The following is a 19,190-nucleotide window of genomic DNA, read 5'->3' on the forward strand; positions in this document are numbered from 1 at the left end:
TTACTGTTCGAGGTCGGACTGCTGGTCCGCCGAGGCGGTGGCTTCACCCTCGATGTGCTGCGAGATGATGGCATCCTGTTCGGCCACAGCGTACGCCTGGCTGTCGATGGAGCCGATGTTCGCGGCCACGGCGGCGTCGATCGGGGCGGCGACGTTGGCGTTGGCTGCCACGGCGCCGTTGATCGGGGCAGCGATGTCGGCGTCGGCGGCGAGGTCCACGTTGACGTTGAGGAGGTCCCCGTCCAGCGCTGCAGCAGGATCAAGCGGCAGCGCGCCGACGTCGGGGAGGCTCTCGCCGGGAACAGAACCGTCAGGGAGAGTGGCCCCGTCCGTGGCGCCATCTGCGGCAGGTTCGCCGCCTTCCACCGCGTCATTGCCCTGGCTGATGGTGGTGTCCTGGGTGGCTTCTGCATTCGCATCTGCCACGATGCCCTGGTCGATCATGACGCCCTGGTCCGCGAGGGCCTGGGCCTCGGAACCATAGGAGAGGATGTTGGCGGAGGCCGCGGCATCGATCGGCGCGGCCACATTCGCGTTGGCAGCTACCGCCAGGTCGATGGGGGCCGCAGCGTCGATGCCCAGGTCCAGATCGGCATTGAGGTCCAGAACAGATGCAACTTCCTTGTCCGGCAGGGCCGTGGCCTGCTCCGACGTCAGTTCTTCGTCAGTCAGGGGACGCAGTTCCTCTTCCATGCTCATGCAACCTCCAGTTCCGGCGCAGGGTTGGCCTGCCCCCAGCGGGCAGCCCAGCGCCAGACAATAGTAAGCATGATTAGCTTTTTTGGGTACCTCCGGAGCAATCGATGTGGGGGCTTACTTCAGGCCGGCCCCCGGAAGCAGTTCGGTGGCCCCCAGCGAATCGGCGATGAACGCGTAGTCCCAGGCACGCTCGCGCCACTGGACGTACCGCCCGGAGGCGCCGCCGTGGCCGCCGTCCATTTCGATCTTCATTACGACGGGCTGGTCCCCGGTGGTCCTGTTCCGCAGTTCCTGGACCCACTTGGCCGGCTCGACATAGAGCACCCGGGTGTCGTTGAAGGACGTCACCGCTGCGATCTTGGGGTAGGCCACGTCGCGGACATTCTCGTACGGCGAGTAGGACTTCATGTAGGAGTACACCATGGGGTCCGTGATGGGGTTGCCCCACTCCTCCCACTCCAGCGCGGACAGCGGCAGATCGGGATCCAGGATGGTGGTGAGGGCATCCACGAACGGCACCTGCGCCACCACCGCGGCGTACTTCTCCGGGGCCAGGTTGGCCACGGCACCCACCAGGAGCCCGCCGGCGGAGCCTCCCAGCGCGGCGATCCGGGACGGATTCACCCAGCCGGACCGGGCCAGCCAGTCGGTGGCGTCCACAAAATCCGTGAACGTGTTCTTCTTGGTGAGCTTCTTGCCGTTCTCGTACCAGTGCCGGCCCAGTTCGCCGCCGCCTCGGATATGCGCAATGACAAAGACCACGCCCCGGTCCAGCAGGGACAGCCGTGCGATCCCGAACCCTGGATCCATGCTCAGTTCGTAGGAGCCGTAGCCGTACACCAGGCCGGCCGCCGTCGAATCCTGTTTGACCGCCTTGTGCCGCAGAACCGAAAGTGGGATTTTGATGCCGTCGGCGGCGTCGGCCCATTCGCGGGTGGCCACGTAGTCGGAGGCCGAGTAGCCGCCCAGCACCGGGCTTTCCTTGCGCAGCAGCAGTTCGCCGGCGGGCTGCGCGGGGGTGGGAAGCACAAAGTCGTACACGCGCGAAGGCGTGAAATAGGAGGTGTAGCCGAGCCGGATCACCGGAGCCTCGTAGTCCGAGCCGCCGATCCCGGCAGTGTAGAGCTCCTCGTCGAATGCGGGCTCCACAGGGGCCTCCTGCGCGGGGGTCCCCAAACCGGCCAGGCCCAGGACCTGCACCCGCTCAATGGTGTCCTTCCGGACGGACACAACCACGTGCGTGGAGGTGACGCCCGCGCCGTTGACGCGGACGTCGTCGGAATGCCCGACGACGGTGTCCCAGCGCTGCTCGGCCAGCGGTTTGGTGAGCTCGGCCGGGTCAACCAGGGAGACCATGGAGTTGATGGCGCCGCGGTTGTGCGTCAGCAGGATCCGTTCGGATTTTTCACCGTCGGGGCCGGTCAGCAGGAACGGCTCGGCTTCGTAGAGCACGCGTTCGCCCCTTGGGATGACGGTGGTGAGGGCTCCGGAGGGGTCGTCGAAGCGCAGCAGGCGCGTCTCGCTGTATTCGGAGCAGCCGATGCCCACCACGAGGTGGCGCCTGTCAGAGGAGAGCTCGAAGCCCAGCCACATGGCGACGTCGTCCTCCTGGTAAATCACCTCATCATCGGTGACGGGAGTGCCCAGCACGTGCGACTTCACCTGGTACGGGCGCCAGGCGTCATCCACCACGGTGTAGAAGATGCGGGTGCCGTCAGGGGAGAAGGAGACGCCGTAGAAGATGTTCTCGATGACGTCCGGCAGCAGCTCGCCGGTGCGAAGGTCCTTGATGCGCAGGGTGAAGCGTTCGTCGCCGGCGTTGTCCACCGCATACGCGTACAGGTTTCCGTCGACAGTGACGGCGGAGCCTCCCACGGAGAAGAACGGCTTGCCCTCGGCTTCGACGTTGCCGTCCAGCAGCACTTCCTCGCCGGGAATTTCGACGCCGGCCTCCACCGCCGGGGGAGTCCAGTCCGCCACGGGGTTGCCGGTGTCCTGGGCCCGGACGCGGCACTGGATGCCGTACTCCTTGCCCTCCGCCGAGCGGCTGAAGTACCACCAGCCATCCTTGCGGTTCGGGACGGACAGGTCTGTCTCCTGGGTGCGGCCCTTGATCTCCTGGAAGATGGCCTCCCGCAACGGTTCCTGGTGGGAGGTGACAGCTTCCTGGTAGGCATTCTCGGCCTGCAGGTGCTCAACCACTTCGGCAGATTCCTTCTCCCGCAGCCATTCGTAGTTGTCAACGAAGGTGTCGCCGTGGTGGGTTCGCTCGACCGGGACCTTCTTGGCTACCGGCGGCCGGATGGATTCGGCGGAAGCAGCGGCGTCGGAGGCGGTGTTGGCGGAATCCTGCAGCGGAGTCTGGGTCATGACTTCAATATATAGACCCGTGCGGGCAATGAGGGTGGGCGTTCGCTACCGGGGGAGCGCACCGCCCCACCACCCCGCCCCACCAACCCGCGACGCTCTCGCACTTCCTGCCGCCAAAACCGCGGCGCTCTCGCACTTCCTGCCGCCAAAACCGCGACGCTCTCGCACTTCCTGCCCGGCAACCCCACTCGTGGCAGCGCAACCTGAGAGAGCGTTGGGAGAATCCCTGCGAGAGGTGAGAGAGCGTCAGGAGAATTACGGCAGGAAGTGAGAGAGGGTTTGGGAAGTACGTGCGGAAGGTGAGGGAGCGTTGGGAGGGGGTGAGGCGTATCCTGATCACGCGAGAGAACGTCCGCCCAGCGTGAGAGGGAAAACCAAATGACCATCCCGCCAGTGCACGAACCCGAGCCGTTCCCACCGGAGCCGGGCCCGGATCCCCTGAATCCTGATCCAACGTCGCCGGGTCACCCCGGCCCGGCCCGGCCCAGCCCGGTCCCGACGCCGGAACCGCCCGGACCTCTGCCGGTTCCGGATCCGGGTCCCGCACCGCTGCGCCCCGATCCCACGCGGGACTGACGGTAAGGAGGCCGAGCCGAGCTCCGGGGGCCCCTGGTCAGAAGGACGCGCTGGTCAGAAGGAAATAAACTCCACCAGTTCGCCTACGCGGTCCTCCGGGTAGTTGCGGGCGATGTCCGCCTGGCTGACTATGCCTACCAGGTTGTGTCCGTCGATTACGGGAAGCCGACGGACCTGGTGCTGCTGCATGGTATGGATGGCTTCTTCGATGGAATCGTCCGCGCCGATGGTCACCGGCTTCCCCTCGGCGAACTGGCCGGCGGTGGCGGTCTTCGGGTCGCCGCCGTCGGCCACACACTTCACAACGATGTCGCGGTCCGTGATCATCCCCTTCAGTCTGTTGTCCTCGCCGCAGATCGGCAGTGAGCCGACGTTGAGATCCTTCATCTTCCTGGCGGCCTGCTCCAGCGTCTCGTTCTCGCCGACGCACTCAACGCCGCCTGTCATGATGTCGCGTGCCATGATGGGCATTTTCTGTCTCCCAACCATCGGGGCGGCGCTGGGGCCGCCTGCTTCCTTGGATCCTGCTGTCGAACGGCGTGCCAGCCGCTGACACCAGGGAAACCTTTCGGTTTCGGTCGAACGACGTCCCACACCGCTGACACCACAATTATGCTAAGCATGCTTATCAAAAGAAAAGGGTCCAGGGGGCAGGAAATACCAGTCCGGTAGTCCCAGGAGGCAGGAAATACCAGTCCGGTAGTCCCAGGAGGCAGGTCCTGGTGGATAGCCGGAGCGAGGCGGGAAAGGTTAGTGGTGGTGGCGTGGATCCGGCTCCCGGCCCGGAAAAACAGCGGAAAAATGCGCCTTGAACCCCTTGCAAGCTGCACCCGCCAGTGCTAAAAAATCTATATCAGCCGATATAGATCGGCTGGTGTGGAAATGAGTTGGACCGTCTCTTACGAGGAGGGAAGCCATGTTAATGCGAACCGATCCGTTCCGCGAGCTGGACAGGCTGGCCCAGCAGGTCCTCGGCACGGCAGCGCGTCCGGCAGCAATGCCCATGGATGCGTGGCGGGAGGACCAGGAGTTCGTGGTGGCCTTTGATCTGCCTGGTGTAAATGCGGATTCGGTTGACCTGGATGTGGAACGGAACGTCCTGACGGTGAGGGCCGAGCGGCCGGATCCGGTGGGGAACGATACGGAGATGATCGCCTCGGAGCGGCCGCGCGGCGTCTTCAGCCGCCAGCTGATCCTGGGGGACACGCTGGATGTTGAGAACGTCAAGGCAACGTACGACGGCGGCGTCCTGACTTTGCGTATCCCTGTCACAGAGAGGGCCAAGCCGCGTAAAATCGAGATAGAAACCAAGGAGGCACGGCACGAGATAGCCGCCTAGTTTCTCAGAGGACCGGGAGGTCCGGACGCCTTTGTTGGCTGCCTTTTTGGGCGGTTAGCCATTTTGTGCACGCCACAGCGCTATACAGCGCACCGGCAGCGAGCGACTGTTCCTCCCGAAACGGTGGCCTCCGGCATTGCCGGGGGCCATCCCTACGTCCGCGCAGGGCGCCGGAAAGACACCTCAGGAGGGGTGGCTCAGGAATGTCAGGCTAGGGATTCAGCTCCATCATCAGGGCTGGCAGCTCATCGGCCAGTTCGCGCGCCAGGAAGCCCAGCGGTCCCAGCCTGCTGGCCAGCCGGTCAGCAGCCGCGGCGTGCAGATGTGAGCCCCAGCAGGCTGCCTGGGCATCACTGGCTCCCCGTGCACGGAGTCCGGCGATGGCCCCGGCCAGGACGTCCCCGCTGCCGGAGGTGCCCAGGCCGCCGTAACCGGTGGTGATTTCCCAAAGCTCCGCGTCCTCGGGCGCCTGGCCCCCGGGCGGGCGGGCAATGATGCCCTGGCAGCTCACCACGGCCTGGTATTCGGCCGCGATGGCGCTCACGTCAGATTTCAGTTCGCCCACGTCCCGGCCCAACAGGATTCCTGCCTCTGTGGGGTTCGGTGTGAGGATCAGCCTCCCCATCCAAGGCTCCAGCACGTCCCGCAGCTTGGGCAGGCAGCCCAGGGCATACGCGTCCAGGACAACCGCGGGACCGCCGCCGTCGGAGTCCCCGGCATCCTGCCGGAGGAGCTCCCGGAGCAGTTCTTCGGCGAGGTCAAGGTTGTCCAGGCCGGGGCCCACCAGCACAACGTCGGCACTGTCCAGATCGGAGGAAACCCGTTCCAGGCCGGAGGCCCGCACCGATCCGTCCGGTGTCTCAGGGAGTCCGGTGACCCCCGCCTCCGGGAGCGCAACTGCCAGCTGCACGGCCACCGATTCGGCCACCGCCAGCGAGAGCTTGCCAGCCCCGGCGCGTAGTGCCGCAGTGCCGGCAAGCAGAACCGCGCCGGGAGTGGTCCTGGCACCTCCAACAACAAGGACCGTGCCGCGCGAGTACTTATCCCCGCCGGCGGAGGGGAGCGGCCAGTCGCGCAGCAGGGATGGCGTGACCGGCGTCGTTCCGGAGCCGCCAGACCCGGAACCGCCAGACCCTGAGCCGCCAGACCCGGAGCCAGCGGCATCCTCAGCGCGGGTGGACACTGGCATCTCCCGCGTGCTCGGTCACTTCCACACCCTGTTCCGTGAGGTGGTCCGCCTGGTTGAAACTCTCCAGGGTCCACGGACCCTGTCCTTCGGGACGCACATACCTGGTGATGGAGGCATTCAGCACCGAGGTGCTGGCCGCGATGTCCAGCACCTCCCGTTCCGTCATGCCTTCAAGGATGTACCGGAAGAGCAGGATTACGGCGTCGTGGCACACCAGCATCACGCGGTGCCCCATGCCCAGGCTGTTCAGCTCGCTCAGCACTGAGCGCAGCCGGAGCGCCACATCGGCCCACGACTCACCCCCGGGCGGCCGGTAGTAGAACTTGCCCAGCCAGCGCCGCCGTTCGGCTTCCTCTGGGAGCCTCTGTTCGACGCCTTGCCACGTGAGCATGTCCAGGATGCCCAGCTCGCGGTCCCGCAGCCTTTCGTCGGTGCGGACGTCAACCGGCCAGCCGGCGGTGTCGACGGCGACTTCAGCTGTCTGGCGGGCACGGACGTATGGTGAGGACACCACGGCGTCCGGCCGCAACTCCGCAGAATACGAGGAAAGTGCCCTGCCCAGGGCGAGCGCCTGTTCGTGCCCGGTGCGGGACAGCGTGACGTCGGCGTCCCGGGCCGGAACGGTGATCACCTCCGCCCCGGCCAGCTGCGCCTCGGAGGCTGCCACATTGCCCTGGCTCTCGCCGTGGCGGATCAGGATCAGTTCAACCGCGCCGGCTTGCCGGACTGCCTGCGTCATTCCATCGTTTTCCAAGAGACTTCACCCCGCCCGAGTTGCCCGCAGTCCACCCCTGCCAAAACAGAGATGCTACTAGCCGCGTACCCACCGGGGGAAGAAAATAACGGACGACGGCGGGCCATCCCACGTGGGTAAGGAACTGTCCGGACCTACCGCTCCGGGGCGAGGACCTTGGTAAACACCACAGCACCGTTGGCGTTGCGCAGGCTGGCCGTGAAAGTGTCATCCTCGCCAAGCTGGATGTGGCCGAAGAACTGGTTCTCGCCGTCGCGCGGTGATTCGCCGGCGAAGCGGCCCGCCTTGGAGAACACCACCTCGGGACCGAACGTGCCGTCCATGGCGTTGGGCCCGAACGAACCCGCAGCGATGGGCCCGGCCACGAACTCCCAGAATGGGTCGAAGTCCGTGAACGCCGCGCGCTCGGGGGAGTAGTGGTGCGCGGCGCAGTAGTGGACGTCCGCCGTCAGCCACACCACGTTCTTCACGCGGTTCCGTTTGAAGGCGCTCAGTACACCGGCGATCTCCAGCTCCCGGCCCAGCGGTGCACCGTTGTCCCGGTTGGCCAGGCTCTCCTGGTTCACCGCGCCGTCCGGGACGATGATGCCCAGCGGCAGGTCCGCGGCAATGACCTTCCAAGTGGCTTTGGACTTGGACACTTCGCGGATCAGCCAGTCCGTCTGCTCCTGGCCCAGGATGGAGGTGGCGTAGGGTTCCTTGCCGTCCGTGTTGGGTGACTTGAAGGTGCGCATGTCCAGGCAGAAGATGTCCAGTTGCGGGCCGCGGGCGATCTTCCGGTAGATGCGGGCCGGCTGGTACTGGCCTGCGCGGTCGAACGTTCCGGGGCGCCACAGCGCCGCGCTGTCGGCGATGGGCATGTTCTCCTGCCACGCCTGGCGGCCGCGGGCCGCCAGGGTGTTGACGTCGGTGACGGTGTAGCGGGGGTCGGTCAGGATCTCGCCGGGGTACCAGTTGTTGGTGGTTTCGTGGTCGTCCCAGTTGGCGATCACGGGGACGTCAGCGAACATGGCGCGCATGTTGGCGTCCAGGGAGTTGTAGTGGTGCCGCCCGCGGAATTCGGTAAGGGTCTCGGCCACCTTGGAGACCTCCTCGGTGACCAGGTTGCGCCACACCTGCCCATCCTTCTCCACCACGGTTTCGGCGAGAGGGCCGTCAGCGTAGATGGTGTCGCCCGAGTGGATGAAGAAGTCCGGCCGGGTGGTGTGCATGGCGCGGTAACCGCGCATCCCGCCGATCTCCTCGTTGATCCCCCAGCCCTGCCCGGCGGTGTCGCCGGTCCACACAAAGCTTTGAGCGGACGACGGCGGCAGGTCACCGCCGGTGCGCCCCTCGCCGCTGCCGCGGCCGGCGTCGTTACCACCGGCGTCGGGGGCCGTGCGGAAGGTCCCCTTGACGGTCTCGCCGGCCGAGCCGCCGTCGTCCTCGAAGCTGATCTCCAGCGCGAAGCGGGTGTTGGCGGGGAGCCTGTCCGCGTGGATCTTGGCCGTGAAGTCCGACGCCTGGGTGGCGCGGGGGCCGTGGAGGGTGCGTTCGAAGGCGCCGCGTCCGCGCAGGACCTCGCCGCCGGCATCCACGGCACGGATGACGGCCGACATTCGGCCAGTTCCGGAGGCGCGGGACCAGAGCACTGCCGAATCGGAGGTGACGTCCCCGGTGGCGATGCCGCTGGGCAGGGTGAGCCGGTTCCGGACCAGGGGGATCCCGGTGCGTGCGGGAGAGGCGTGGGCTGCTGCCGGCGCCGCGGCCAGCGCTGCTGCGAGGACGGAACCCTTGACAATGGTGCGGCGTGAAATGTCAGTCATGCTTCCACCGTGCCCGTGCCGCGTTCACACCCAGTTGCCCTCGGATGAACGCTGGGCATGCCCCGGATTAATTGATGCTGTTGTGAAACGGCGTCATGCCGGTACGGGGCCAGTTATTCGAGTTGTTGTTAGGTTAGCCTTTCCTTTACAGTGACGCAGTGAATTCGTCCCTAGAACTCGCGGGGGTGGCCTTTGCCGCCGAGCTCGCCCGCCACGGAGACCGTCCCGCCGTCCTGACCGGAGGCCGGATGCTCTCTTACCAGGAGCTCGCCGACCGTGTGGGCTCCTTCGCCGCGCGCCTGGGCATGGTCCGCCGCCTCGTGGTGCTCGCAGCAGACAACAGTGTGGACTCCCTCGTGGCGTATCTTGCCGCATTGGCTTCCGGACACCCGCTGATCCTCGCTCCGGCCGGCAATCCAGCTGCCGTGGAATCGCTGGTCTCCGCGTACGATCCGGATGTCATCGTCAGGCCCGGGACCCCGAAGGACGGGGGTCCGCTGCTTGAGGAGGTGCGCCCAGGCACGCACCACGAGCTGCACCCGGACCTCGCCCTCCTGCTCAGCACGTCCGGTTCCACCGGTTCCCCCAAACTGGTCCGGCTGTCGCAGCAAAATGTGCAGTCCAACGCCGAGGCCATCGCGGAGTACCTGAACATCGATGAAGATGACCGTGCCGCCACCACGCTTCCCATGTACTACTGTTACGGGCTGTCGGTGATCAACAGCCACCTGCTCCGTGGTGCCGGGATTGTGCTCACGGAGCTGTCGGTGGTGGATCCCTGTTTCTGGGAACTCTTCCGCAACCGCCGGGCGACGTCTTTCGCGGCCGTGCCGTACACCTTCGAGCTGCTGGACCGTGTCCGGTTCACGGACATGGAGCTGCCGGACCTGCGGTACGTGACCCAGGCCGGGGGCAGGCTGGACGCGGGGACGGTGATCCGTTACGCCGAACATGGACGCAGCCAAGGCTGGGAGCTGTTCGTCATGTATGGCCAGACGGAGGCCACCGCAAGGATGGCCTACCTTCCCCCGCACCTGGCCGCGGCCCACCCGGAAACCATCGGGATCCCGGTGCCCGGCGGGGACTTCCGCATCGATCCCGTGCCCGGGCTGGAGAACGGGGAACTGGTTTACACCGGACCCAACGTTATGCTTGGCTACGCCTCAACCCCGGCCGACCTCGCCGCCGGCCGCACCATCCATGAGCTGCGCACCGGCGACCTCGCCCGCCGGCACGATTCCGGACTGTACGAGGTTGTGGGCCGGAGAAGCCGGTTCGTCAAGATCGTGGGCCTTCGCATCGACCTCGGGCAGGTGGAGAAGACCCTCCAGAAGCTCGGCCTGCATGCGGCCTGCGCCGGAACGGACCAGAAGCTGGTGGCCGCCGTCGAGGGCAGCCACGACGGACGCCTCCTGGCCAAGATGCTCTCCCAGACCCTGGGGCTCCCGCGGGCGGCGGTGGAAGTGCACGCCGTCGAACGCCTGCCACGGCTGGCCACGGGCAAGACCGACTACCCGGCCGTCCTCGCCCTGGCCAAGCCGGAACCCGAAGCCGGCGCAACGCCCGCATCCACGGCTGCGATCCCTGCAGTGCCGGAGGACGTCCGCAGGATCTTCGCCGATGCGCTCGAACTTTCGGACATCGGCGACGACGACACGTTCGTCTCCCTCGGGGGCGACTCGCTGTCCTACGTCGCCGCATCCGTAAGGCTGGAAAAAGCCTTGGGCCACCTGCCGCCGGACTGGCACGTGACGCCTGTCCGGGACCTTGCGGCCCGGGCGCGGGCCCACGTCACAGACGATGGCGGCTCTTGGCGCCGCTGGAGACCAGCATTGTGCTCCGCGCCGCCGCCATTGTGGTGATCATCAGCACCCATGTGGACCTCATCAGGTGGCCGGGCACCGCCCACGTGCTGATGGCCCTGGCCGGCTACAACTTCGCGCGCTTCCAGCTGGGCGGCGACAGGATGCCGCGGCTGCGGCGCCAACTCCGCAGCCTGGCGCGGGTGGTGGTGCCCACTGTGGCGTTCATCGGGGCGGTGATGCTCGTGACGGACAAGTTCAACTACACGCCGGCCAACGTGTTGCTGCTCAACACGATGATCGGGCCGGTGGGCTGGACCGACGCCTGGCATTTCTGGTTCGTGGAGGTGCTGGTGTACGTGCTGGTGGCCATGATGGCGCTTCTGGCCATCCCCTGGGTCCACCGGACAGAGCGTCGGTTCCCGCTCGCCTTTCCCGTCGCGCTCATTGCTGTGGGGCTGCTGGCCCGCTATGGACTGGTGGGCGTGGACATCCTGCACACCCGGCCGGTCCTCTGGCTGTTTGCCCTTGGCTGGGCCATCGCGCGGGCCCGCACTGTTCCCCAGCGGCTGGCGCTGTCCGTCATTGCGGCATTGGCGCTGCCCGGCTACTTTGGCGAGCCCTGGCGCGAGGCAACCATCGTTGCAGGAATCCTGGTGCTCGCGTGGTTGCCGGCTCTTCCGGTGCCCGCCCTCCTCCACCGCCTGATCGCCGTCCTTGCCAGCGCGTCGCTCTACGCCTACGTCACGCACTGGGTTGTGTTCCCCGACTTAAAGGAGAACCACCCAGTCCTGGCCGTGGCCCTGTCGCTCGCCGTGGGGGTAGCTTATTGGGCGGTGTCCATGCGTCTGATGGGCGCCGCAGGCCGCTTCACGAGCCGGTTCAGACGCAGACCGGCGGGCCGGTTCAGGGACGGGTTCAAGGCCCGGCTCACGGGCGGGTTCGGAGCCGGTTTCAGAGCCCGGCGGCAGCTGCGTACTCGGCCAGTCGGCCCTCGTTGAGCGCGGCGGCGACGGCGCCGATCCCGCCGTAGTCGGGGAGCACCACTGACGCCCCGCCCACGGTGCCAATGCCGGCCGTGGGCAGGGTGAAGAAGGTGCACGCGTTGGGGTCGATGTTGCGGAGGCCGTAGGCGAGGATTGCCACCGACACGGCATCGAAGCCCTGGTTCACGGTGAGGAATGGTCCCGCCATGTCCACCAGGCTGCGGACAACATTGACATCGTTCAAGGCGCCCCCGCCGGTGAGCCTGGCCAGCACGGCACGCAGGTACGTCTGCTGGTTACGGACCCGCTGGTAGTCGCCCTCGATGAACGCATAGCGTTCGCGGACGAATTCGAGCGCCGCCTGGCCGTCCAGGTGGTTCACGCCCGGGGTGAAGACGTGCTGCGTGTCGTGCGTGGATTGGAACGGCAGGGGGACATCCACATCGATCCCGCCAAGTGCGTCCGTGAGTGTCTTGAAACCGGCGAAATCCAGCATGACTGTGTGGTCCACGTGCGTACCGAGCAGTGACTCCACCGTCCGCACCACCATCGGTATTCCGCCCACCTGCAGGCTGGTGTTGATCTTGGCGCCGCCGTAGCCCGGGATGTTCACCCACAGGTCGCGCATCATGGAGATGACCTGGACGGTGCGGCGGTCGGCCGGGACATGGACCAGCATGAGGGCGTCCGAGCGGTGGTCTTGAGATTCGGCCGTGGCGGCTGTGTGGGCGGCCTGATCGCGGGCGTTGCCGCGGCTGTCGCTGCCGATCACCAGGACGTTCATGGCCACCGGCGGAAGCTCCGCGATGGGCTCCGGAGGCGGGGGAGGGGCGGGTGCCGGTGGGGGTTCGGGCGTCGGAGTCGGCGTGGGAGCCGCGGTTTCCGTCGGGCTCTGGGTGGCGGCGCTTGGCACGGTGTCCACCGGCCGGAAGAGCATGGCGGCCACGGCCACCCCGGCCACCAGCACAAGCGTCAGTACCGCGGCAATCAGGCGCCGTCGTCGTACTGCCGCCGCGTCCGGCGGCGGTGCCGGGGCGGAAGGTTCAGGGCCGGTGGGGGCGCTCATGGTGTCTCCATGGCATCAGTGTCCGCCTTGGAACCCGTTTGCCGCTACCCAGTCACCAGCGTGTCGTTGGACTGGGGCCGAACATCGCGGAAATCCGCAGAAAACCCGCACTAACCACAACGAAAAGGTCGACGACGGCGGTCCGGCTCAGGCGGGAACGTTCAGCCGCGCATGGCGAAGGATGGAGACGATTGCGGGGGCGAGTTCGTCTTCCATCTGACTGTAGGTTTCAGGTCCGCGGCGGTAGGGGTCGATGATGTCGTTCTCGGAGGAGTCCGCCGGCAGGGACAGGTGGCGGACCGAGGCCGCGCGGGCCGGCAGGCCGCGCCAGAAGGCGGTATTGGCTGCCAGCGGATCGCCTGCGCCAGCAGCGTCCGCCGCGGCAGCCTCGGCAGCAGACTCGGCGGCACGTCCGTCCAGGACGTCAAGCGTCCGGGCGAATTCACGGATGGTGAACGTGCGCTTCAGCAGCGAGGCATCCAGCTGGAGCACCTCTCCGCGGTGGCCGGAGGTCATGGTGAGCACAAGGTCCACGCCGCGAAGGATATTGCCGGTCAACTGGCGGGCAACGAAATGGTCAGGGTTGCCGCCGAAGGTGCGCACAATGTCTGCCGACGCCGGCTGCATGGGGTCGCCCACCATGGCCCGGGTCCCTGCACTGCTCACCACAAATCCGCCGGGCACCACCTGGTCCAGCCCCGCATGCAGCAGCCGTTCGGCCACGGGGGAGCGGCAGATGTTTCCGGTGCAGACAGTCAGGATTTGCACTGGTGCGGAGGTAGGTGCGGGCAATTCCAAGGAGCAACTCTTTCCAGCCGGTGTGCGCAGGACCGGGTCCGATCCGCACCTTTCAACTTAACACGCGAAGGTGCCGCTGCCGCCAATGCGGTTTCCCGCCGTCGTGTGCCGGAAGCCTTACAAGGGCTCAGGGTTCTCCCCATACTTGGGAAACATGGCCCGCAGTGGGCCCTGGAGGATCGTCGGAGGTGCCAAGTTTGTCAGAGTTGAGCGGCCCCTTTACGTATTCCAGTGCCGTGGGCGACGGCGAATGCCCTGCCGGCTCGTTCCGTCTTGATAAGGCTCGGCAGAAGATGGAGTGGTCCGATGGGCTCTTCCTGCTGCACGGTTATGAGCGCGGCGAGGTGGTGCCCACGGTTGAGCTGATACTTGCCCACAAACATCCGGATGACAGGAAGCGCACGCAGGAAATCCTTGACGAGGTGTGCCGGGTAGGGGGTTACTTCTCCATCTATCACCGGATCATTGATGCCCGTGGGCGCGTCCACCAGGTGCTGACCGCCGGGGAAGGAATTCTCGATGGGTCCGGGCAGGTGAGCGCCGTTGACGGTGTGATGGTAGACCTGACCCTCACACTGCGGCGGGAGACGGAAAAGATTGCCCGCGACGCCGTGGCCGGAGCCACTGCCACCCGCACCGTCATTGACCAGGCACGCGGCATTCTGATGGGCCGGCTGCTGATTGGCTCCGAACAGGCCTTTCAGTTGCTGGTGGACTACAGCAGCCGCAGGAACCTCAAAGTATGCGTTGTGGCGGCAGATCTTGTGCAGTTGGCAGACGGACCGAAGGCCTCCGAGCTGCTCGATCCGGCAATCCGGGCACTGCAGGCCTTCGCTCTTGCACCTCAGCGGAAGCCTGGCCGCGCCCATCACCCGGCGGCCCATCCAGCGGCGGGACGCGGCGGACGCGTGAACGCCAGGCCCGGCAGTCCCGGATAGCCTGCCGGCCGCGAACCGCGTCAGAGGGTTGCCTGGGGCATTGGAGTCAAGGTCAGGGCTGTGCTCTAGGGGAGTTCCGCCGTTATCGAAATGTGACAAGGCTCGGGCTTTCCCGTACCTTCGAAAGAGTGCCGATTTCTCCGAATGAGGCACTCCTGAGCAGATTTGCCTAACTCTGCCGCTGCTTGGGAACCCTTCGTATTTCGTCAGGCAGAGACGGGGAACCCAATTATGGCCTGCCTTTCGCAGGCCTTGGGGTGAAGCCGCGCTTCCTGCATTAGTGCAGGACTTGCGGCCGGGTGTCTCCCATCCGAATCCGACAGCTCACCTCGCAGGCATTGGGAGAGGCTTCGTCATGTCTTCACGCAAGAACCTGGGACGCCACCGCGCGTCCGTCATGCCCACCCGTCCATCCACCGGGCCTTCCCGGACCGTCACCGGCCGCGCCGGCGGCCTGGGCCGCCAGGCAGCCGTCCTTGCGGCCGCCTCGGGCCTGGTGCTGACCAGCGGCGTCGCCGCCCAGGCGGCGGAAGCGCCCCAGCAGCGGGACGCGGAACCGACGTCGAACCTGGAAGTCTCGAGCCAGGGGCCGGCACAGTTCAGTGCCGACTCAGCGGTCACCATTTCCTACGAACGCCCGGCTGTCAGCACTGCGCCGGCCCCCGTCGTCGAACCACCAGTCGAGGCTGCTCCTGTGGAAGCGGCCCCTGCCGCCGCACCGGCGAAAGCCACAATCTCGGTCCAGGCTGCTGCCGCCGCCCCGGTTGCAGCTCCGGCCGGGAGCGTCAATGCCACCATGCTTTCTGCCGCCTATGCGCAGATCGGCATGACCCAGGACTGCACTGCACTGGTGGAAAAGGCCCTGGGCGCCGCGGGGATCCCCGTCGGTGACCTCGCCCCGATGCAGTTCATGAACCACGGCTCAGTGGTCAGCGACCCGCAGCCGGGAGACATGGTGGTCCAGTCCGGCCACGTCGCCATCTACGCCGGTGACGGGCAGGTCATCAGTTCAGGCATTAACGGGAACCAAACGGCCGTCCACCCCCTGTCCTGGCTGACAGCCCAAGGTTCCGTCACGTTCGTCCGCGCAGGAGCCTAAGAAGCCAAGCACAATCGATGGCCGGCTGTTCGGCGCCTTGGGGGCGCCGAACAGCCGGCCATCACTGCTTTAACGCTGACCCGGTCCCGGACCCGCAGCCTTCGCAGCAGCCGGCATCGGTGCCAGCATCGACCTTCGGGGCCGAGCCCGCTGATCCGGTTTCTGTTGGTTTAATCACAGAATTATAACGATTCCGCTATCTGCGGTAGTGTTGAATACAGGCGTTTCTGTATTAACGCCTCTTGAGCCCGTACGCCCAGCCCCGCCGGCGGCCTCAGACTACAACTCTTTTTAGGCGGGGGCGGAGAACCCAATGTTGGCAGCCAATCCTGCCTTTGGGGTGAGGCCGGAACTTTTTTGACGCTCGTGAAGCGGTCAGAGGTGCACCGGCCGGGCTTTATTCCTTGACCCGAACCCGACAGCTAACTTCGCCGGCGCCCGAAAGGATCCCCTTTGCCATTTTCGTCTGCCCGCGCCCGCCGCCGCCGTAACCCGGCGCCAGCCACCACCCGCCGCTCCACCTTCGCCGCACTCCGGCACCGTCTCGGCCCCCGAACCGCCCAATCCGACGCAGGACTGCGCCAGCATCTTCCGTTCGCAGCAACAATCGGTGCGGCTTTGCTGGTTGGCGCCGGAATCACGGCAGCACACGCCGACATGACTGTTACTGGCCCCTTCCCGGCTGCCACAGTGCAGCAGGCCGCGGGCGGGCCCCCTGCCCAGGCCCCCGCCGAAGCGGCTATCGCCTTTGACCGGTCGCAAGTGGACACTGCTCCTGCCGAAGCTGCCCTGGAAGTCGAGCCGGCAGCCGCCGCCGCACCGCAGGAACCGGCCCCGGCAGCCGCCGTCCCGCCGGCCAGGCTCAGCGCTCCGCTGGCCAGCATGTCCGTCAGTTCACCGTTCGGCCTGCGGTTTAGTCCGATCACCGGCGGAACCGGGGAACTCCACACCGGACTTGACCTGGTGGCGCCGTGCGGGACTGAGGTGCTCGCTGCCGGTTCCGGCACCGTGGTGGAGGCCGGATGGCACGCCTACGGCGGAGGGAACCGGATAGTGGTGGACCACGGCAACGGTCTGAAAAGCACCTACAACCACCTCTCCTCTATCGAGACGACTGTGGGGGCAGCCCTCAACACCGGCCACCGCCTGGCCGCAGCAGGAACGACCGGAAGCTCCACCGGCTGCCACCTGCACTTCGAGGTGCTCTCCAACGACCAGGCCGTCGATCCGCAGAGCTGGATGTGACCAGCAGCAGCTGAGGTTCCGGAGCATCCAGCCTCCGGCGCGCGGCTCAGCTTTCCCGGCGGATAATGGGCAAGGCCAGATTCTGGGGTCCAGGTTCTGATCCGCGAGGGTCTTCTGAGCCGCAAGCGTCGCAGCAGCCGGCATCGGCTCCCGCCTCGGCTTTTGGATCGTCCTTTACGCGGGCCTCGGCTGCTGCCTCGTCCTTCTCGACGGCGGCGTGGGGGACTGCGCAGCAGACGTCGCCTTTCCAGGCGCTGACGCCTTCCCGGACGGCGATTGCGGCGATGACCAGTGCGGCGCCGGCATCGGCCCACCACCACCCCAGCGCGCTGTTCAGCAGCAGGCCGGCCAGCAGGACTGCTGAGAGGTAGGTGCACAGCAGCGTCTGCTTGGAATCGGCCACCGCGGTTTTGGAGCCGAGCTCCCGGCCGGCGCGGCGCTGCAGCCAGGACAGGACCGGCATAACGGCCAGGCTCAGGGCTGCGATCACAATGCCCGGGGTGGAGTGCTGCGCTTCGCCGCCGCCGGTCAGGGAACGGACCGAATCCACGGTGACGAAAAGGGCCAGGGTGAAGAAGGAGAACGCGATGAGCCGCAGGGTCACGTGTTCGCGCCGTTCCGGATCCTTGGCGGAGAACTGCCAGGACAGGGCGACGGCGGAGGCAACCTCGATCACCGAGTCCAGGCCGAAGCCGATCAGCGCAGAGGAGTCCGCCACAGTCCCCGCCCACAGCGCCACGAGGGCCTCGATGACGTTGTAGGTGATGGTCGCGGCAGCGAACAGCCGGATGCGGCGGCTCAGGACTGCACGGCGCTGCGCGACGGGTGCCAACCCTAGGGTGGCTGTCATGCCACGCACGTCCCGTCCGGGGCACAGCAGGCCGGGTCTACGGCCAGGACAACGCCGAGAAGGTCCCTGATGGCGTGGCCCAGCCGGGCGTCTGCCAGCTCATACCGGGTCCGCCGGCCGTCCGGAACAGCCACCACCAGGCCACAGCCCCGCAGGCACGTCAGGTGATTGGACATGCTCTGCCGTGACACGCCCAGGGAATCGGCCAGATCGGAAGGGTAGGAAGGCCCGTCCGCCAGCGCCAGCAGGATGCGGGCGCGCGTGGGGTCCGAGACTGCGTAGCCGAACCTCGCGAGCACTGGGGCGTGCGTCAGGGTCTCCATGGCTCAATAGTACATCGACGGATGTACTGTAGGGCAAGCTGGGCAGCAACCGTCAGGAACCCTTTGCGGCGCTCCGGAGGCGCACGGCGCGGTAGAGGATGCCGGCGGCAAACATCACCAGGCCGGCAACGACGGACTCGACGGGCAAGGTGGCCACCAAGGCCACGCAGGCGATGGCCCCGGCCACTTGAAGGGCTTTGGGATAGCGCCGGTTTCGAGCGGTCTGGGTGTACGCAGCCAGGTTGGCGACCAGGTAATAGATCAGGACACCGAATGACGAGAATCCGATCGCACCGCGGAGGTCGGCAACGCTGATGATGAGGCAGACCACGGCCGCCAGGACCATTTCGGCCCGGTGCGGGACCTTGAACCGGGGATGGACGGCGGAGAGCCAGCGGGGGAGGTCCGCTTCCCTGGCCATTGCCAGGGTGGTGCGGCCCAGGCCCGCAATCAGGGCCAGCAGTGCCCCCAGGGACGCCAGTGCGGCGCCCACCCTGACAACGGGGGAAGCCCAGTCCCACCCTGCGCTCACCGCGGCAGCCAGCGGCGCCGGGTTGCCGGCGATGTCGTCCGGGCCGAGGACTGACAGGATACTCACCGCGATGACCGCATAGACAACCACCGCGATCCCGAGCGCGATCACAATGGCGCGGGGGATCGTCTTGCGTGGGTTAATGACTTCTTCGCCCATGGTGGCGATGCGCGCGTAGCCGGCGAAGGCGAAGAAAAGCAGGCCGGCGGACTGCAGCACGCCGTACCAGCCGTGGGCGAGGAGGCCGCCGTCGAACAGGTTCTGCGGGTCGGCGGAACCGGGCGCCCAGCAGGCGGCGACGACGACGGCCAGCGCCGCCAGCACGGCAACCACAATGATCCTGGTCAGCGCAGCCGTGCGTGTCACTCCGCGGTAGTTCACCGCTGCCAGCAGGATGACCGCGGTGATGGCAACGGGCCGCTCCCAGCCCGGAGGTGCGGCGTAGGCGGCGAACGTCAAGGCCATGGCCGCACTGCTGGCGGTCTTTCCGATCACAAAGCCCCACCCGGCCAGGAACCCGGGCCACGGGCCCAGCCGCTCCCGGCCATAGACGTAGGTGCCGCCGGAGGTGGGGTACTCTGCGGCAAGCTGCGCCGATGCGGTGGCATTGCAGTAGGCCACTGCGGCGGCGGCCACCAGGCCGATCAGCAGCCCGGACCCGGCCGCCTGGGCGGCCGGGGTGAAGGCGGCAAAGACGCCTGCGCCGATCATTGACCCGAGGCCGATCACCACCGCGTCAAACGTATTCAGCCTGCGGGCCAGAACCGGATGGTTGCTCAACGGCGGAAACCCTTCGCTAACTTCAGGACCAAGGCCATC

The 19,190-nt window shown here is 66.8% G+C and carries 17 protein-coding genes and 2 riboswitches; of the genes, 6 read left to right on the top strand and 11 right to left on the bottom strand.

Going from position 1 to position 19,190, the window contains the following annotated elements; translation table 11 throughout:
* From QFZ30_RS03080 to QFZ30_RS03090, 3 genes are all read right to left on the bottom strand, one after another.
* Entirely contained in the window at positions 1 to 699 is a 699-nt protein-coding gene (locus QFZ30_RS03080) for a peptidoglycan-binding protein (protein WP_307073372.1), read from the bottom strand.
* A 114-nt stretch (positions 700 to 813) separates the two neighbouring features.
* Positions 814 to 3,069: a S9 family peptidase gene (locus QFZ30_RS03085; protein WP_307073374.1), complete on the bottom strand. Its 2,256-nt coding sequence runs from the start codon at positions 3,067 to 3,069 to the stop codon at positions 814 to 816.
* 630 nt (positions 3,070 to 3,699) lie between these two features.
* Positions 3,700 to 4,116, bottom strand: a complete 417-nt coding sequence (locus QFZ30_RS03090; RefSeq protein ID WP_307073376.1) for a CBS domain-containing protein — start codon at positions 4,114 to 4,116, stop codon at positions 3,700 to 3,702.
* A 445-nt stretch (positions 4,117 to 4,561) separates the two neighbouring features.
* Between QFZ30_RS03090 and QFZ30_RS03095 the strand changes: the two genes are divergently transcribed.
* Positions 4,562 to 4,984, top strand: coding sequence for an Hsp20/alpha crystallin family protein (locus QFZ30_RS03095; RefSeq protein WP_307073379.1), 423 nt, complete (start codon positions 4,562 to 4,564; stop codon positions 4,982 to 4,984).
* A 211-nt stretch (positions 4,985 to 5,195) separates the two neighbouring features.
* On the opposite strand, the gene QFZ30_RS03100 is transcribed toward QFZ30_RS03095, so the two are convergent.
* The 3 genes from QFZ30_RS03100 to QFZ30_RS03110 form a co-directional block, all read right to left on the bottom strand.
* Positions 5,196 to 6,065, bottom strand: coding sequence for an NAD(P)H-hydrate dehydratase (locus QFZ30_RS03100; RefSeq protein WP_307080017.1), 870 nt, complete (start codon positions 6,063 to 6,065; stop codon positions 5,196 to 5,198).
* Positions 6,066 to 6,150: 85 nt separating this feature from the next.
* Complete coding sequence (locus tag QFZ30_RS03105; protein ID WP_307073381.1) at positions 6,151 to 6,912, bottom strand: histidine phosphatase family protein; 762 nt, start codon at positions 6,910 to 6,912, stop codon at positions 6,151 to 6,153.
* A 149-nt stretch (positions 6,913 to 7,061) separates the two neighbouring features.
* Positions 7,062 to 8,732, bottom strand: a complete 1,671-nt coding sequence (locus QFZ30_RS03110) for an alkaline phosphatase D family protein (protein ID WP_307073385.1) — start codon at positions 8,730 to 8,732, stop codon at positions 7,062 to 7,064.
* 158 nt (positions 8,733 to 8,890) lie between these two features.
* On the opposite strand from QFZ30_RS03110, the gene QFZ30_RS03115 reads away from it, so the two are divergent.
* Together QFZ30_RS03115 and QFZ30_RS03120 are read left to right on the top strand one after the other, a co-directional pair.
* On the top strand, positions 8,891 to 10,594 hold the full coding sequence (locus tag QFZ30_RS03115) for a non-ribosomal peptide synthetase (protein ID WP_307073386.1): 1,704 nt from the start codon (positions 8,891 to 8,893) through the stop codon (positions 10,592 to 10,594).
* Complete coding sequence (locus QFZ30_RS03120; protein ID WP_307073387.1) at positions 10,543 to 11,535, top strand: acyltransferase family protein; 993 nt, start codon at positions 10,543 to 10,545, stop codon at positions 11,533 to 11,535. Before QFZ30_RS03115 ends, QFZ30_RS03120 begins: the two co-directional genes overlap by 52 nt.
* On the opposite strand, the gene QFZ30_RS03125 is transcribed toward QFZ30_RS03120, so the two are convergent.
* Together QFZ30_RS03125 and QFZ30_RS03130 are read right to left on the bottom strand one after the other, a co-directional pair.
* Positions 11,489 to 12,586 (bottom strand): LCP family protein, encoded by a 1,098-nt coding sequence (locus tag QFZ30_RS03125; protein WP_307073389.1) that lies wholly within the window; start codon positions 12,584 to 12,586, stop codon positions 11,489 to 11,491. The genes QFZ30_RS03120 and QFZ30_RS03125 overlap by 47 nt on opposite strands.
* A gap of 147 nt (positions 12,587 to 12,733) precedes the next feature.
* Positions 12,734 to 13,378: an arsenate reductase/protein-tyrosine-phosphatase family protein gene (locus QFZ30_RS03130; RefSeq protein ID WP_373462879.1), complete on the bottom strand. Its 645-nt coding sequence runs from the start codon at positions 13,376 to 13,378 to the stop codon at positions 12,734 to 12,736.
* A 194-nt stretch (positions 13,379 to 13,572) separates the two neighbouring features.
* Between QFZ30_RS03130 and QFZ30_RS03135 the strand changes: the two genes are divergently transcribed.
* The 3 genes from QFZ30_RS03135 to QFZ30_RS03145 all read left to right on the top strand — a co-directional run bounded on the left by QFZ30_RS03135 (position 13,573) and on the right by QFZ30_RS03145 (position 16,666).
* A complete protein-coding gene (locus QFZ30_RS03135; protein ID WP_307073393.1) occupies positions 13,573 to 14,322 on the top strand; it encodes a PAS and ANTAR domain-containing protein in 750 nt (249 codons plus the stop codon).
* A 156-nt stretch (positions 14,323 to 14,478) separates the two neighbouring features.
* A riboswitch (cyclic di-AMP (ydaO/yuaA leader) is annotated at positions 14,479 to 14,674 on the top strand.
* 3 nt (positions 14,675 to 14,677) lie between these two features.
* The gene (locus QFZ30_RS03140) at positions 14,678 to 15,421 is read left to right on the top strand and encodes an NlpC/P60 family protein (RefSeq protein WP_307073395.1); all 744 of its coding nucleotides are present in this window, start codon (positions 14,678 to 14,680) and stop codon (positions 15,419 to 15,421) included.
* Positions 15,422 to 15,693: 272 nt separating this feature from the next.
* A riboswitch (cyclic di-AMP (ydaO/yuaA leader) is annotated at positions 15,694 to 15,871 on the top strand.
* A gap of 3 nt (positions 15,872 to 15,874) precedes the next feature.
* Positions 15,875 to 16,666, top strand: coding sequence for a M23 family metallopeptidase (locus QFZ30_RS03145; RefSeq protein ID WP_307073397.1), 792 nt, complete (start codon positions 15,875 to 15,877; stop codon positions 16,664 to 16,666).
* Positions 16,667 to 16,712: 46 nt separating this feature from the next.
* Here QFZ30_RS03145 and QFZ30_RS03150 read toward each other — a convergent pair whose 3' ends face one another.
* From QFZ30_RS03150 to QFZ30_RS03160, 3 genes are read right to left on the bottom strand one after another with little or no spacing between them, the layout of a single operon-like run.
* Entirely contained in the window at positions 16,713 to 17,516 is an 804-nt protein-coding gene (locus QFZ30_RS03150) for a cation diffusion facilitator family transporter (RefSeq protein WP_307073399.1), read from the bottom strand.
* Complete coding sequence (locus QFZ30_RS03155) at positions 17,513 to 17,839, bottom strand: ArsR/SmtB family transcription factor (RefSeq protein WP_307073401.1); 327 nt, start codon at positions 17,837 to 17,839, stop codon at positions 17,513 to 17,515. Before QFZ30_RS03155 ends, QFZ30_RS03150 begins: the two co-directional genes overlap by 4 nt.
* A 52-nt stretch (positions 17,840 to 17,891) precedes the next feature.
* The gene (locus QFZ30_RS03160; RefSeq protein ID WP_307073402.1) at positions 17,892 to 19,151 is read right to left on the bottom strand and encodes an APC family permease; all 1,260 of its coding nucleotides are present in this window, start codon (positions 19,149 to 19,151) and stop codon (positions 17,892 to 17,894) included.
* Positions 19,152 to 19,190: the final 39 nt, after the last annotated feature.

The organism is Arthrobacter pascens, from assembly GCF_030815585.1.
In the GTDB taxonomy this organism is placed as follows: domain Bacteria; phylum Actinomycetota; class Actinomycetes; order Actinomycetales; family Micrococcaceae; genus Arthrobacter; species Arthrobacter pascens_A.

Bases quoted from the DNA above. Each gene is read 5' to 3' on its own strand.
- QFZ30_RS03080 (WP_307073372.1), bottom strand. From the start codon at position 699: ATGAGCATGGAAGAGGAACTGCGTCCCCTGACTGACGAAGAACTGACG.
- QFZ30_RS03150 (WP_307073399.1), bottom strand. From the start codon at position 17,516: ATGACAGCCACCCTAGGGTTGGCACCCGTCGCGCAGCGCCGTGCAGTC.
- QFZ30_RS03105 (WP_307073381.1), bottom strand. From the start codon at position 6,912: ATGACGCAGGCAGTCCGGCAAGCCGGCGCGGTTGAACTGATCCTGATC.
- QFZ30_RS03140 (WP_307073395.1), top strand. From the start codon at position 14,678: ATGTCTTCACGCAAGAACCTGGGACGCCACCGCGCGTCCGTCATGCCC.
- QFZ30_RS03095 (WP_307073379.1), top strand. From the start codon at position 4,562: ATGTTAATGCGAACCGATCCGTTCCGCGAGCTGGACAGGCTGGCCCAG.
- QFZ30_RS03125 (WP_307073389.1), bottom strand. From the start codon at position 12,586: ATGAGCGCCCCCACCGGCCCTGAACCTTCCGCCCCGGCACCGCCGCCG.
- QFZ30_RS03155 (WP_307073401.1), bottom strand. From the start codon at position 17,839: ATGGAGACCCTGACGCACGCCCCAGTGCTCGCGAGGTTCGGCTACGCA.
- QFZ30_RS03110 (WP_307073385.1), bottom strand. From the start codon at position 8,732: ATGACTGACATTTCACGCCGCACCATTGTCAAGGGTTCCGTCCTCGCA.
- QFZ30_RS03085 (WP_307073374.1), bottom strand. From the start codon at position 3,069: ATGACCCAGACTCCGCTGCAGGATTCCGCCAACACCGCCTCCGACGCC.
- QFZ30_RS03090 (WP_307073376.1), bottom strand. From the start codon at position 4,116: ATGCCCATCATGGCACGCGACATCATGACAGGCGGCGTTGAGTGCGTC.